The following is a 13236-nucleotide window of genomic DNA, read 5'->3' as shown; positions in this document are numbered from 1 at the left end:
TTATCCTTTACGCATAATGAGGAACAACTATCTCTAAAGAGTTTACTGCCTCTTCTGTTGCTTCCTCATTTTGAAAATAACCATACTCTTCTTGAGCATTTTGACGGTTTTGTTGTTGCTGGTGAGCTTGTGAGTTTGTACCGCTTTGGTCACCTTGCGACATATTGCTAAAGTTCAAGGAAGCATTTTGTATTCCATTATTTGTTAGTTGCACTTTAAGATCATTTGCATTCATAGCCAATGTATTGATCGCAGCATTATTTGAACTAAGATTAATGTGAAGATTTTTTCCACGTTGAACAACTGTTAGATCAATCTCTCCAAGTTTTTGTGGGTTAAGTTGTACTTTTACTCTTGTAAACGGTGCCTTATAATCCTCTATTGCTTGTTTTATATCGTTTGAGAGGTATTTCACCATCTGTTTTGCTTCATTGATTTTCACTTCAAAACTATCTGCTTTATTTACAGATACTGCATCTGGTTTAGCATGTGAGGTCTCACCCAAATTTTCTCCATTAAGCAAACTTTCTAAGCTCTGCTCTTGCTCTTTAGTCACACTTGGTGCAATCACTTTTGCACTAGCAACAGAAAAATCAGGTGTCATACCAACGTCTTCTTTTAGAGCTTTATTTCCACGTAACAACAACTCTAAAGTGTTTTGCTCTTTTTGCTTTTGAGGTTTTTTTACTTCATTTGTTTCCATCTTAGCTGTAACAAGTTCTTGTGTCGTTATCTCAGTTGATTTTGATTGTGCTTTGAAAAGTGGAGTTTGTTTAACAGTAGTTGTTTGTTGTACTTGCTCTTTTTGTTCAGTTTGCACAGTTTTAATCTGCTCACTTATTTGTGTTTGTTTTTCAGATTTTTCAGTTTTTACGGCCACACTTTGTTGTGTTTTCACTTGTTTTGACGTTTGTACTGGCTTTTGAATCTCTTGTGTATTTGCCTCTTTTATAACTTTCGTAGTCTCGGGATTTTTGTCAAGTTTTGTATTTGATTCTACTTGTTTAGCATCAGTTTTAACAACACTTCTTTGAGTAGGTAACTCTTTGGTAACATTGACATTTTGTTTTACCTCTTCTAAAGTAATTTTTGAAACATCTATACCAAGTTTTTTTGCTACTTGTGTTAAGCCTTTGAGCGTTTTTGGTAAAGCAACAACATCACTCTTTTTAAAACTTTCTAAAGAGGTTATTTTGTTTTTTAGATACTGTTTTGCTTCTTTGATAATTACTTTTAACTCAGCAACAGTTTTATCTTTTGTTACCTCAGGATTTAACTCTAATGAACTTAGCTCTTCTTTGAGAGTTTTTAATTCATCTGATTGTAAAAGAGACGCAATTGGAGTTGTACTTTTTGTATCTTTAGTTTTTAAATCATTTACACTAGTCTCTTTTAAAGAAAGAACCTGTGCACCATTTTGGATCAGTTTTGAATCCCCTTTTTGATTTTGTACACCGTGTAATAATGAAGCAAAAGAGAGGGTAGACTTTGGTGTGTCTTTTGGCAGTACAAGTTTTGATGTAGTTTTAGTATCGAGCTTTAAATCTAAACTTATCATCTTCCCCTCCATTTTTTTGGAATTTTGATAAATCTAGCATTTAACGTTCCAAGACTACATCTCTTGGTACTGGAAGTTTAATAGTCTCGCGTAAATCTGTCTAAAGAGTGAATATCTTTTTTCAACAATACACTCACACTATCCTGAATGTTTTCTAGTAAAAGTTTAGGAGTTTCACCATCTGCTGGATAACTTGTAAGAAATGCTGGTAAAAACTTGTCAAAAAAATCATCAAACATTTTTTTGACTATCTCAGCACCATATTTATCTGTATATGGCAACACAAAAAAGTAGTCATCACCATCATTTACAATTGAGTCAGAAGTTCTTAAGGTATTTTCTAAAGAAGTACGAATAATCTCATCATCAATGTCTGAAAAATCACAATACAAAATAGTAAAACTCTCAGCACGATTTTCATCAAGCCTATCAGATATACCGATGTTTAGTTTGAGTAATTGCTCAAAATTATCAAATGAAAAATGTATCCCTGCCATATACCAACTCCTCTTTTTTGAGAGTTAGTATATCACAATCTACATGATAGAAAAAGGTTTCATCGTTTCACGAGATTCAAAAGGTAAAGCAGTTACCTCTTCTCCATCGAATGAGAGTGTATAAATTTGTTCAGGTTTTGTTTTACAGTAAGTTAAAATTCCACGAGTTGCAAACTCTTTATCTTCATTACTTGCATTTTTACTAAGTAGGGCATGTGGTCCTGGGAGTCCAACAGTTCTTATATGATAAAACTTGTCATTTTCAATATTTTGCAAATACTCATTTTCATCTTTATCACGCCCGATTACAAGTTTTGCACCACCCTCAAGTCTAAAGTGGCGACCATGCTTCATAACAGGGATATCTTGCTTTTCAAATGTATCAAACTTGATAAAATCCCACATCTTTTTCCCAAAGTTTTCATCTGTTAAAAGGCATCCACCACCTGGCGATTCATAATCACTTAAACCTATCTCTTTAGCTAATTCCATCTGACGATCACGACTTCTACCCATGATATCTTCTAGTTTTTCACGATCAACCCAGCCTTCGATCTCAGGTGTTGTAGGAGCTAAACGTTTTGCAGACATTGGACGAAGAAGCAGTCCTTCACAATTTGACTCATTTAAAACAGTTTGAAGAGCATCTTTATTTTGAGACATTGGGCGTTGCCCTAAAACTTCACCGCTAATTAAAAAAGATGCACCCTCATCTTTCATAATTCTCTTTGCCACTTCAAACATCTTTGCATGACAATCTATACAAGGATTAAAATGTTTCCCATAGCCGTGTTTTGGACTGAAGAGTACATCTTGCAAGTACTCATCTTGGATATCTACGATCTTAAACTCCGCACCAACTTGCGCACACATATTTTCCATATGAGCACGTCTATCTTTTGTACTTCCAAAACCTGTTGATATATTTATTGCGAGTACATCGATCCCTTGATCGATAATCAACTTCATAGCTAACGTAGAGTCTAGTCCACCGCTAAAAAGGGCTATTGCTTTCATTTTATTTCCTTGCTCGGGCACTTGGGTACTTTTTAAAATACTGTTTACCTCGAATTTTTTTAGATTGAAATTTTATCACAAAATAGTTATATATTTATAAAAAAATCTAATTATACTTTCAAATATGTTATCGGCGTTGATAAATCAAAACCATATTTTATAGAATTTTTAAAGAATAGTTCATTAAAAAGATCTTTTGATTTTAAGTATCTTCTAGCAACTAAAGTGGAGTTTGTTTTATCGATCATCTCTAGATAAAACGATACTGTATAATGTAATGCATGATCGCCTGTCTCATGTAAAAAGAGCTCAGGTGGGTATTTTTCATTTATAGCTATCTCTTTTGATTCAAGTGCCTCTTCATAAGTATCTTCCAGTGCTGATTGTATTTTGGCATGGTTTTCTTTCATCTGCTCTAATCTAGCTTCACTCTCCAAAGTATAATCTATGTTATATCCAACTTTATACTCTATAGCTATTCTATATCCTTGTAAATGAGAAACACGCGTGATGTTTTCTATGATTTTGTTACCTAGTTCCTTGTTTCTTATAACCGTTCTTGTATTGTTATAAATATCAAATAAAATTGTCTCTACAGGGGTGGTTTTATATACGAGATAAAAAACATTATCAAACCGAATAATATAACCTTCTGAAATTAACTTACTATGTAACAGTATCAAACCGTTATATAAGTCTTGTCCCCATATTCCAGATGTTAGTGCCATAAAACCTATAAAAATTCCTATAACACCTGTTGTGCCTAAAACTGATTCTACATGCCATAGATTCACGATAGAGACTAAGATAAAAAAGCCTATAGATATACCTAAAATGAGATTGAAGATTCTTGATTTATATGAGGTCGTTTTGATAACATTGCCATCCTCATCTTTACCCTCATCGTCTCCAAACTCTTTGATAATGATATGTGAACCTATATGATATGCGAAGATAGAAACATATGCTATAACAATAGAAAATGCACTTTTTAAAAATACTCCATTATGAGAGTTATCTCCAAAAGCAACAAACAGTATCTCAGCAAAATGGAGTAAAAACAGCACAATCGCAAAAAATTTAAATACCCTTACTTTTGAGTTAGTAACACTATTGTCTGTATCTGAATTAAATAACTTTTTTATGATGCTAGAAGCAAATACATAGATTAAGATATTTGCAATAAATAATGAAATATTAACTGGGTCTAAAAATATTGTAAAAGCTGTAGAAATCCCTTTTTCAAATCCCTCAAAAGCACTCAAAGTTTGTCCCCTTTTTCATAAGTAGGAGAATACTCTTTTTGATGTACAATTGCCAAAGTATTATCTACTAACAATATCACATACTCATATCTATACACAAAATCGTAACTATCGTGATCAAACTGTCGTTTTTCTGTTTCTATACAACGTCTGTAAAGGGGACATAGCATTGTGTCATACCCTGTAGAAATCACTTCTCGTAAAACATAAAGAAACTCTGGCTTTTTGAAAATCTCCAAATCAAGTTTTTGTAAAAATGTAAGTCCATCTTGATGTGATTTTTTTGTTTCATTGACTGGGAAAACAACCTCTTTTAAAATATCGTATTCCCCTTGATTGAGTTTCACGATTATATTTTTTTCGCTTCCTTTAAAATAAAAAGGGACTACCGTATCTATACAAATATCATCACGTACTGGCAAGGAATCTTGCAGTACTTTTTCTTGCATATCTATTTCAACTTCAGAGTATTTTTTCTTCCAAACATCTAAAATAGAAAAAATGGCTTTGAGAATCATCTACTTTCCAAGATCAATATAGATATCAGCTTTTTGCTGTATTTTTATCATGAAATTTTTCTCTTCCATTCATATAATTTATTCATCTTTCCTATTAAAAACTTTTTACGATTATAGTTAAATACAAATTTTATTGCAAGAAATGCTACAATACTCGTATACTCACATAAAAGGGTTTTTATGCAAAATCGTATACTTCTTGTACTAACGTTTTTAAGCACTTTACTTTTTGCAGAACTTCCGCCATATTATTATAAAAATCTTCAAAATGCTTCACAAGAAAATCTCATTATTGAGGTCAATCATGTTCACCAATCAATATCTATTTTGTCCAATAATATTGTTTTGGATGTTAATGCAACTGTACTCAAAGTACAACATTCACAAAGCAATCTTCAAAAAGGAGACACTATTCGTATAAAATACAGTCGTGTTTTAAAACATCCAACAGGATGGGTTGGTCCAAGTGAGCCATTAATTTTAGAAGAGAGAACAAGCTATAAAGCGTACCTCAAACAGTTTGAAAATTCAAAATTATACCTGCCTGACGCAAGAGGAAAAAGTTTTGAACAACAGTAATCAATATTTTTTCTCTCGATACTATAATGTTCCATTCCTTTTTATATTTCTTTCTACTTTTTTACTTTCAGGATGTTGTCTTTATAGTGTTTTTCCTAGTGGAGACTATCATTGTTCACAAGTTGATTTTGAAGATTTAGTTAAATCTAGGCATTATCAAGAAGCGTTTGATCAACTAGAAAAAGACTCTTTAATAGATTCTACATATACAAACAAAGTTCAATACGATATTCTCAATGTCTTTCTTCATGGGAGAACTATCAAAAAGAATGAATTACTCATTTATTCTTCTTATCTTGAGTACCCAAATTCTAATAACTGGACAATGTTAAGTGCTAAAGCTCTTATTGTCTATCTTGATACAGGGCATATCAATCCTAAAATACTCCAAGATCTTCAAACTGATTTTACCTATTTTAGTCAGGACAAGGCTTATTGGTTTGATGTTATCAAGCACTTGAATAATCCACGCCCAAATTAATTTTATTATAAATTTAAGGGAGATTATTTTCTCCCTAACTTTCTTCTGATATATTATCCTCTTTGGCTATATCTTTGTTCACTACAGGAACTCTTTTTGGTTTATTTTCTTTCACAGCTTTTTGTTTTGGAGAATTTGTGTTTGATTTTCCCTCTTTTTTCTCTTTTTCAAAACCTAACATATCTTGAATAGAATCTCCCCCTATACCTGTGATACCTAACTCAGCCAAAAGATTATCAACTAATGGGGATTGCATTTTATACTTGAGTGTATTGTTTAAAATTTGATCTGGAAGACTCCCTACTTCAGAACTAGTCGATGTGCCATTTGAAACTCCTCCTGTTCCACCAAAGAGTCCATCAGCTTGTAAAATTTTAATACTGTCAATTTTCTCCATTGGTTTAACACTTTGCTCAATAATTTTTGGCAATTCTGCGATAAGTCTAAGTTTGATTTGGTACGCTATTTGTTCTGCTGAGAGTCTATTTTCTGCTTCATTGATAGATTCTTTACCTTTTGCCTCAACTTCGTATCGCTTTTCATCTGCTTCCGCTACAATTTTAATCGCATCAGCCTCACCTTGTGCTTTAATCTTTTTAGAATCAGCAATATCTTGCGCCGCTTTTTTCTCTGCTTCAGCTCCAACTGTGATAGCTACCGCTTCTCTTTGTGCTTCTTTCTCGGCTTCTACTATCTCGATTTGTTTATCTCTTTCTGCGACTGCTACCTCTCTCGCCGTTACAACTGCTTCTTCCTCTTTAACTGCTAACGCTCTTGCTTGATCTGCTTTTGCTTTTGCTTTTGATTCCTCTTCAGATTTATTTGAGATAGCAATATCTTTGGCAATACGTGCCTCTTCAAGTTTTTGCTCTTTTTGGATTCTTGTCTCTTCTGTTTCGCGCTCATTTGTAATACGCTCTCTATTTGTCTCTTCACGAGCTTTAATCTTAGCATTTTCAGAATTTTTAAGCTGTTCTGCTTCTTTTTCTGCCGTTTCTGCATCAAGTTCCGCTTTTCTTATCGCTATCTCCCTTTTTTGTTCAAGCTCAGCATACTCTTCATCTTTTTCTATTGTTAACGACTGTCTTTTTGTATCAAGGTTTTTCTTCTCTATCTCAACTTTCGTATCTTGCTCGATATCGTTACGTTTTTTTCTTTTATCTTCAATCTCTTGTGTTAATTTTAAAAGCCCCTCTGCATCAAATGCATTATCAGGATTAAAATGCTCTTTACTTGTTTGATCTAGTCCTGTTAATGATACAGTTTCAAGTTCAAGTCCATTTTTGAGTAAATCTTCCGAAACTGAAGTTTGTACTTTTTGTACAAATTGTGCTCTTTGTTCGTGCAATTCCGTCATTGTCATCTCGGCAGCAACTGCTCTAAGTGCATCAACAAACTTACCCTCAACCAAATCTTTTAATACATCAGGTCTCATTGTTCGATCACCTAAAGCTTGGGCAGCTTGGGCAACTGACTCATTTAATGGTTTTACACGCACATAAAACTCAGCCTGTACATCAATTCTCATTCTATCTTTAGTGATAAGTGCTTGAGAATTATTTCTAGTAACATTTAATCTCAATGTTTGCATATTTACAATTGTAACTTCATGAAATACGGGTAAAACTATCGCTCCCCCATTTAAAATAACTTTCTCTCCACCAAATCCAGTTCGTACAAACGCCATCTCTTTTGTTGAACGCTTATATAGTTTTGCTACTATAAAACCTATTGTAAGTAAAGCAACAACAGCAACTCCTGGAACAATCCATACTAATTCTGACATATTTTTTCCCTCTTATTATTTTTATAACGCAAAATGAACAAGTCCATTTTGCTACGCTAGTCGCTAAGACACTAAAGCTTGGCTCATTCGAGCCAGATATTTTTTCCTAATTAATTTAAAATTTTATTTTCATTTTTTATTGCATAAAATCCAGAATTATTCTCTTTTGAAAGAATAATGGATTCCCCCTGTTCAAATACAAGTCCATCTTCTTCTGGTTCAACCATCAAATAATGCGTTTGACCATGTATATCTGTAAACTTTGCTTCTGCTGGGCTGCCCAATGTAGCTTCTCCCAATGTTATAGTCACAACCTTACCAATAAAATCACTTGAACTTATCGCACTTGTTTCATCTTGCGGTAAAATTTTTTGTAAAACATTGGTAAAAGACTTTGTAAAAGGTAACGAAACAACTAATGCAATTGCAACTGCAATAAAAACATTCAGATACATACCAATAAGTCCATATACAAAAACTTGTAAAACAAACCCCACTAGTCCAAATACAGTTAAAAATGCAACAATAATAACCAGTAATGGCGCACGCCCAACATTCATCCAACCAAGAAGTTTTGTGAGTCCATTTTGTGAAACTTCAACGTCAACATCTACATCAAAATCTGGCATAATCGCATCGATCATGGAAGATATAGATGCACCAAGCAACAACCCAACACCTTCTAAAAGTGCAATACTAAACATCAAAAGTATTGCGACACTAAAAGGTAATAAGCCACTTACAAACAGATCAGTCATTGAGTGTAGTTTTTAGTGCAGCTAATCTATCTTCAATATTTGTATTTCTTTGCAAATCTGCAAGTTCAGCTAGTTTAGATGCTTCTTCGACAGCTACTTGGTCCAAATTACTCCCAAGTCCCGCAACTCTATTAAAAGCTTGTTCAGCCTTATCTGCTTTTTGTGAAGCAGTTGTATTGTTTGATTGTTCTTTTTCGTAAGCTTGTTTCGCTTTTATGGCATCTTCCATCTCACGAATTTTCCCCTGTAAGGCAACAATATACTCTTCATCTTTTTTAATAGAAGCATTTACCTCTTTTAAATTCTCTTCTAAGATAGGTTTTTGTGCTTCAATATCCATCTGTTTTGCAATAGCTGCTTTTGCTAAATCTTCTCTATCTTCTTTTAATGCAATTTTTGATTGCTCTAGAAGTTGAGAGTGTGTCTCTTTCAATTGCTTGATTTTATCGCTAATCATTTTAGATTCAACTATGCTTTTACCCAAAGAATCTTTGATCTCAGAGATAGCATCTTGAATCTCTCTAATGCTCTCTTTCATCACAATTTCAGGTGAACTATTTTCAGCAGCTTCAATAAGTGCATTTATATTTCCAGATATGAGTCTTGCAACTCTTCTTGTAATACTCTCATTCATAATATCTCCTTAAATCTAATATAACAGAACCATCTTAGCATAAAAAAAATATCAATGTCAAGTCATATTTAATAAATTATTATCATATATGACTAATTTAGAACATATTTGTCTTGTATTTACATTTTTTATGTTAAAATACAAAATATCTTTTAAAAAAGAAAAAAGGCTTTACAATGGATGATTTAGACTTAGAAAAAGCAATCAGTTTACATATTAAATCTGAAATGGCAAAAAAAGGATTAACTGCAAATAAACTCAATGAACTCTTTTTGGCAAAAGGATATGAAAGCACAATTGATAGCTTAAGAGGAAAAATAAAACGAGGCACATTTAGTTTTGCATTTTATATACAGTTTTTAGATGTAATGGGAAAAGATACAATGAGTTTTGAGTTGGGCAAAACTCCTGAAACAACAGATATTAAGATAAAGTAAAACTAATTATACTTCAAAACCAACTAGGTTACCTTGTTTAAGCTGAGCTATCTTTCCACGAAACTTTCTTATGTAAAAAGCTTTTTGTTCAAACGAAATATTTGCATTGGTATTGATCTTTTTGAGTTCACGTTCATAGTATCTTGTAAGAAACGTGATAAGTTCAGCGTTAAGCTCGGTACTATTTTTTAGTACCTTAATCGTCTCATCTACCAGTATTGCCATTAGCTCTTGAACATCTGTTTTTCCACTTAAAGCAAGAGAAAATTCATGAGAATGAAACTGCAACATTGCTGGTTCGATTACATCAAGGACAGTATCTAAAAACTCTGGTTTTTCTAAAATGGTTTTGATTAAAGAGAGTTCCCACATATCTTTATGGGTATTTTTTTGCACTAACTCACGAGGGATATTGTTTGTTTGTGGTGTTATTTTTACAAGCGATGGGGAAACTCCAAGCCCACCTAAACGGGAAGCTAGGTACGTTTTGTACTCCTCTTGTAAAATAGGGCTTAGAGTTTTTAAGTACGATACACCCTCAGCCATACAACTCTCTTTTGCTTTTGGATCTTTGAGATCATAGAGTGAAAGTAACTCATCTAATACAAACTCAATAAATGGCTTTGGTTTATGAAAAATATCTGAGAGTTCATTTATCCTGCCATCTTTTACCATATCTGCTGGATCTAAACCACCTTCAAAAACAACCACCCCACCGTTAAATCCCGATGCACTTAAAAGTTTACTCGCTTTTAAAGCCGCCGCACGTCCCGCTTTGTCGCCGTCATACGCCATAATAACACGTGGTGTTCCTTTACGTAAAAGGGGTAAATGTTCGTTTGTTAGTGCTGTTCCTAAAGTCGCTACGGCATTGTCAAACCCTGCTTGATGTAGCATTATTACATCTAAGTAACCCTCTGTTATGATGATCTCCGCTTTTTTAAATATTGCCTGTTTTGCAATGTTGTACGCATAAAGTAAGCGCGATTTGTTAAAGTATTTTGTCTCTGGAGAGTTCACATATTTCGCACTGTGTCCTGTAATCGTTCGACCTCCAAAACCAACTATGCTTCCATTTGCCGAGTGGATCGGAAAAGTGATACGCTCTATAAAACGTGCAAATGTTTGACCACGTTCTGGATCATGCCCAACCACTCCAAACTCAATAGCTTCTGCAATATTAAACTGTTGCGCTTGTAAATAGTTGATCGTCTCGTGTGATTTTGGAGCGTAACCGATTCCAAACTTCTCTATGCTACTCTCGTAGATCCCACGTTCATGGATGTAACTCATGGCAGTTTGATTGTGTGAAAGAAGATTTTGATACCACTCATTAAGTTTATCCATCAACTGTGAACGAGGTTTGTTATCTTTAGCGTCTGTGTATGTAAGGGTAAAGTTATACTGCGATGCGAGTTTTTCTATAGCTTCTGGATAATTGAGTTTTTCATACTCCATCACAAAACGGATGCTATCCCCACCAGCTCCACATCCAAAACAGTGGTAGATCTGCTTCGATGGACTTACTACAAACGAGGCAGTTTTTTCATCGTGAAACGGGCAAGGTGCCTTAAAATTAGCCCCTGCTTTTTTCAGCTCTACATAGCTACCGACAACATCAACAACATCAAGTCGTGCCTTGAGGGCTTCTATAGAGTCTTGGGAAATCATGCAATGATTATAGTCAAATGTGGTTTAAAAACTTATTTTGATAGAATGTATGTTAAATAAATTGTATAACTTCAAGGTATTAGCATGTTAAAAAATTTTATCAAAATTCTTTTTTTGGTAATTTCTTTACTAGTCTTCTTATATTTATATTGGAATAGGTCTCAAACAATTAACTTTTCAGATATTTTACCTACAGAGTTGTATCGTTGCAATAAGCTTGTCAATTCCAAAGATAAAGATTATTCAGAATTAACAAGTTGGTTAAAATTAAATCAGACTGGTTGGCAAAATACTCTTGTATCATATGTACCTTACAACGTTTATAAGAATACTGAACAATCAGTATATTTTCATGTCAATATAATGGAGGAATCCATAGTCATTAATTATGAAGACAAAAATTTGGAATCACATCAAGTTATAAGAGAAAAAACAGCTAAAGAGTTGCAATCTACTTGTAAATAAATTAGGTTTATATACTTCAAAAAACATATCAAGAAAACACTTTAAACTTCTTATTAATATTCCCAAAAACAAAATACAAAACAAACCCCCACAAAACAATACTAGAAGCTATTGCTACAATCCCTGCTTCTTCATGCAGATGGATCATCTCTTTTATATCTACACCGCTCATGACATAGTCCAAAACAAATCCAAAAAGTACAGAACCGACTACTATAGTTCCAAGGTAGATATAAAGAGTCGTTTTACCAAGCATCTCTTTTACAACCCCGATCGTTACCGTATTTGTCGCAGGTCCCGCACTTAAAAATACAAACGCAGCTCCAGGAGAAACTCCAGCTAACATCAGCCCTGCCGCGATCGGGAGTGAGGCAGTTGCACACACATACATTGGTACTGCAATGAGAATAACTATAATGTACGAGAGCCAAGAGTATTCAAGGAGTATTTCACTCAAATTTTGCGGAATTGCTACTGTGATCAAAGCACCGAGTAAAAGCCCAACAAATAAAGGAGACGCTATATCACCAAGTAGCGTGACAAATGCATACTTAAACACTCCCTTGATCGAAAACTTTTTCTCATGCGAAGAGCTAGAACAACAGCTACTACCACTACAACAACTTGTATGTTCTTCTTCAACACTCTGTGCGATCTCTTTTTTTGTGTAGAAGTTTGCAATTATCCCAGCGATGATCGAGATGATGAGAGAGGTAACTACTCTGTAGATCGTAAAAGCCCAGCCAAACATCCCATACGTTGCCAAGATCGAATCAACTCCAGTTATAGGAGTAGAGATCAAAAACGAGAGCACAGAGCCGTTACTTGCTCCGCTTTTTTTAAGTCCTGCCGCAAGTGGGATAACACCACAAGAACACACAGGTAATGGGATGCCAAAAACAGCAGCTTTTATAGTTGAAAGCAGAGAGTTTTGCCCCAAATGGTTTTTTACTATGGTATCGGGTACGAGTTCATGTAAAAGCCCTGCAAATATAAGCCCAAAAAGGATGTAGGGAGCCATCTCATTACTTAGCTCAAATAAAGTGTTAAAAAATTGTAAAAGTAGCTCCATTGTGTAGCCCTTAAAAAGTTTATGTTAAAATTGAATTTTAGGTTGTACTACCTTAAATGATATTAATTTTCATTTTTACTATAATTAACAAAGGCTATCTTAATGGATTTATCACAATTTTCGTTTTTTAACAATCTTGAACCAAAAGCAAAAGACTACCTAAAAATGCGGCTACACCCCATAGAAGTGCCCGAGGACACGACACTTTTTTTTCAAGAAGATATTTGCGATAGTGTTTTATTTTTAACCTCGGGAGAGATTGAACTAGTAAAGCAGATCAATGAAGATGAGATTAAAAGTATTTATAAACTTGAAGCTGGACAGCAGTGCATCATCAACCTCGCTTCAACACTCTCACAAACCCCAGCCCTTGCAACTGCTGTAACAAACACGCCTATCAAAGGCTACATCATAGATATGTACTCACTCAACGACTTAATGAAACTAAGTGATGTGTACCAAGCCTATGTATTTTCACTTTATACTTTAGAGTGTTAA

15 protein-coding genes are annotated in these 13236 nt (G+C 34.1%); 5 read left to right on the top strand and 10 right to left on the bottom strand.

The window, feature by feature from the left end; all coding sequences use genetic code 11:
• Positions 1–7: 7 nt before the first annotated feature.
• The 5 genes from ACQY56_RS12090 to ACQY56_RS12070 all read right to left on the bottom strand — a co-directional run bounded on the left by ACQY56_RS12090 (position 8) and on the right by ACQY56_RS12070 (position 4855).
• Positions 8–1558, bottom strand: a complete 1551-nt coding sequence (locus tag ACQY56_RS12090; protein WP_428738601.1) for a flagellar hook-length control protein FliK — start codon at positions 1556–1558, stop codon at positions 8–10.
• A 77-nt stretch (positions 1559–1635) separates the two neighbouring features.
• Entirely contained in the window at positions 1636–2055 is a 420-nt protein-coding gene (locus tag ACQY56_RS12085) for a hypothetical protein (RefSeq protein WP_428738600.1), read from the bottom strand.
• Positions 2056–2094: 39 nt separating this feature from the next.
• Positions 2095–3072: an argininosuccinate synthase domain-containing protein gene (locus ACQY56_RS12080; RefSeq protein WP_428738599.1), complete on the bottom strand. Its 978-nt coding sequence runs from the start codon at positions 3070–3072 to the stop codon at positions 2095–2097.
• 110 nt (positions 3073–3182) lie between these two features.
• The gene (locus ACQY56_RS12075) at positions 3183–4337 is read right to left on the bottom strand and encodes a hypothetical protein (protein WP_428738598.1); all 1155 of its coding nucleotides are present in this window, start codon (positions 4335–4337) and stop codon (positions 3183–3185) included.
• Positions 4334–4855, bottom strand: a complete 522-nt coding sequence (locus ACQY56_RS12070; protein WP_428738597.1) for a hypothetical protein — start codon at positions 4853–4855, stop codon at positions 4334–4336. The genes ACQY56_RS12075 and ACQY56_RS12070 overlap by 4 nt, the downstream gene beginning before the upstream one ends.
• Positions 4856–5035: 180 nt before the next feature.
• On the opposite strand from ACQY56_RS12070, the gene ACQY56_RS12065 reads away from it, so the two are divergent.
• The gene (locus ACQY56_RS12065; protein ID WP_428738596.1) at positions 5036–5434 is read left to right on the top strand and encodes a hypothetical protein; all 399 of its coding nucleotides are present in this window, start codon (positions 5036–5038) and stop codon (positions 5432–5434) included.
• Positions 5421–5915: a hypothetical protein gene (locus ACQY56_RS12060; protein ID WP_428738595.1), complete on the top strand. Its 495-nt coding sequence runs from the start codon at positions 5421–5423 to the stop codon at positions 5913–5915. The genes ACQY56_RS12065 and ACQY56_RS12060 overlap by 14 nt, the downstream gene beginning before the upstream one ends.
• A 34-nt stretch (positions 5916–5949) precedes the next feature.
• Here ACQY56_RS12060 and ACQY56_RS12055 read toward each other — a convergent pair whose 3' ends face one another.
• The 3 genes from ACQY56_RS12055 to ACQY56_RS12045 form a co-directional block, all read right to left on the bottom strand.
• Entirely contained in the window at positions 5950–7701 is a 1752-nt protein-coding gene (locus ACQY56_RS12055; protein ID WP_428738594.1) for a flotillin family protein, read from the bottom strand.
• Positions 7702–7811: 110 nt separating this feature from the next.
• Positions 7812–8459 (bottom strand): YqiJ family protein, encoded by a 648-nt coding sequence (locus ACQY56_RS12050; RefSeq protein ID WP_428738593.1) that lies wholly within the window; start codon positions 8457–8459, stop codon positions 7812–7814.
• On the bottom strand, positions 8452–9093 hold the full coding sequence (locus ACQY56_RS12045; RefSeq protein WP_428738592.1) for a PspA/IM30 family protein: 642 nt from the start codon (positions 9091–9093) through the stop codon (positions 8452–8454). The genes ACQY56_RS12050 and ACQY56_RS12045 overlap by 8 nt, the downstream gene beginning before the upstream one ends.
• A 176-nt stretch (positions 9094–9269) precedes the next feature.
• On the opposite strand from ACQY56_RS12045, the gene ACQY56_RS12040 reads away from it, so the two are divergent.
• On the top strand, positions 9270–9530 hold the full coding sequence (locus ACQY56_RS12040; protein ID WP_428738591.1) for a DUF6471 domain-containing protein: 261 nt from the start codon (positions 9270–9272) through the stop codon (positions 9528–9530).
• Between the two features lie 6 nt (positions 9531–9536).
• On the opposite strand, the gene dnaG is transcribed toward ACQY56_RS12040, so the two are convergent.
• On the bottom strand, positions 9537–11201 hold the full coding sequence (dnaG, locus tag ACQY56_RS12035; protein WP_428738590.1) for a DNA primase: 1665 nt from the start codon (positions 11199–11201) through the stop codon (positions 9537–9539).
• 84 nt (positions 11202–11285) lie between these two features.
• Here dnaG and ACQY56_RS12030 point away from each other — a divergent pair, with 84 nt between their 5' ends.
• The gene (locus ACQY56_RS12030) at positions 11286–11666 is read left to right on the top strand and encodes a hypothetical protein (protein WP_428738589.1); all 381 of its coding nucleotides are present in this window, start codon (positions 11286–11288) and stop codon (positions 11664–11666) included.
• A 28-nt stretch (positions 11667–11694) separates the two neighbouring features.
• Here the strand turns inward: ACQY56_RS12030 and ACQY56_RS12025 are convergent, their stop codons facing one another.
• Entirely contained in the window at positions 11695–12738 is a 1044-nt protein-coding gene (locus ACQY56_RS12025; RefSeq protein WP_428738588.1) for an SO_0444 family Cu/Zn efflux transporter, read from the bottom strand.
• A gap of 102 nt (positions 12739–12840) precedes the next feature.
• Here ACQY56_RS12025 and ACQY56_RS12020 point away from each other — a divergent pair, with 102 nt between their 5' ends.
• On the top strand, positions 12841–13236 hold the full coding sequence (locus tag ACQY56_RS12020; protein ID WP_428738587.1) for a cyclic nucleotide-binding domain-containing protein: 396 nt from the start codon (positions 12841–12843) through the stop codon (positions 13234–13236).

The sequence above is a fragment of the Sulfurimonas sp. genome, from assembly GCF_050296975.1.
Taxonomy (GTDB): domain Bacteria; phylum Campylobacterota; class Campylobacteria; order Campylobacterales; family Sulfurimonadaceae; genus Sulfurimonas.
This window is presented reverse-complemented; position numbering and strand designations above follow the sequence as displayed.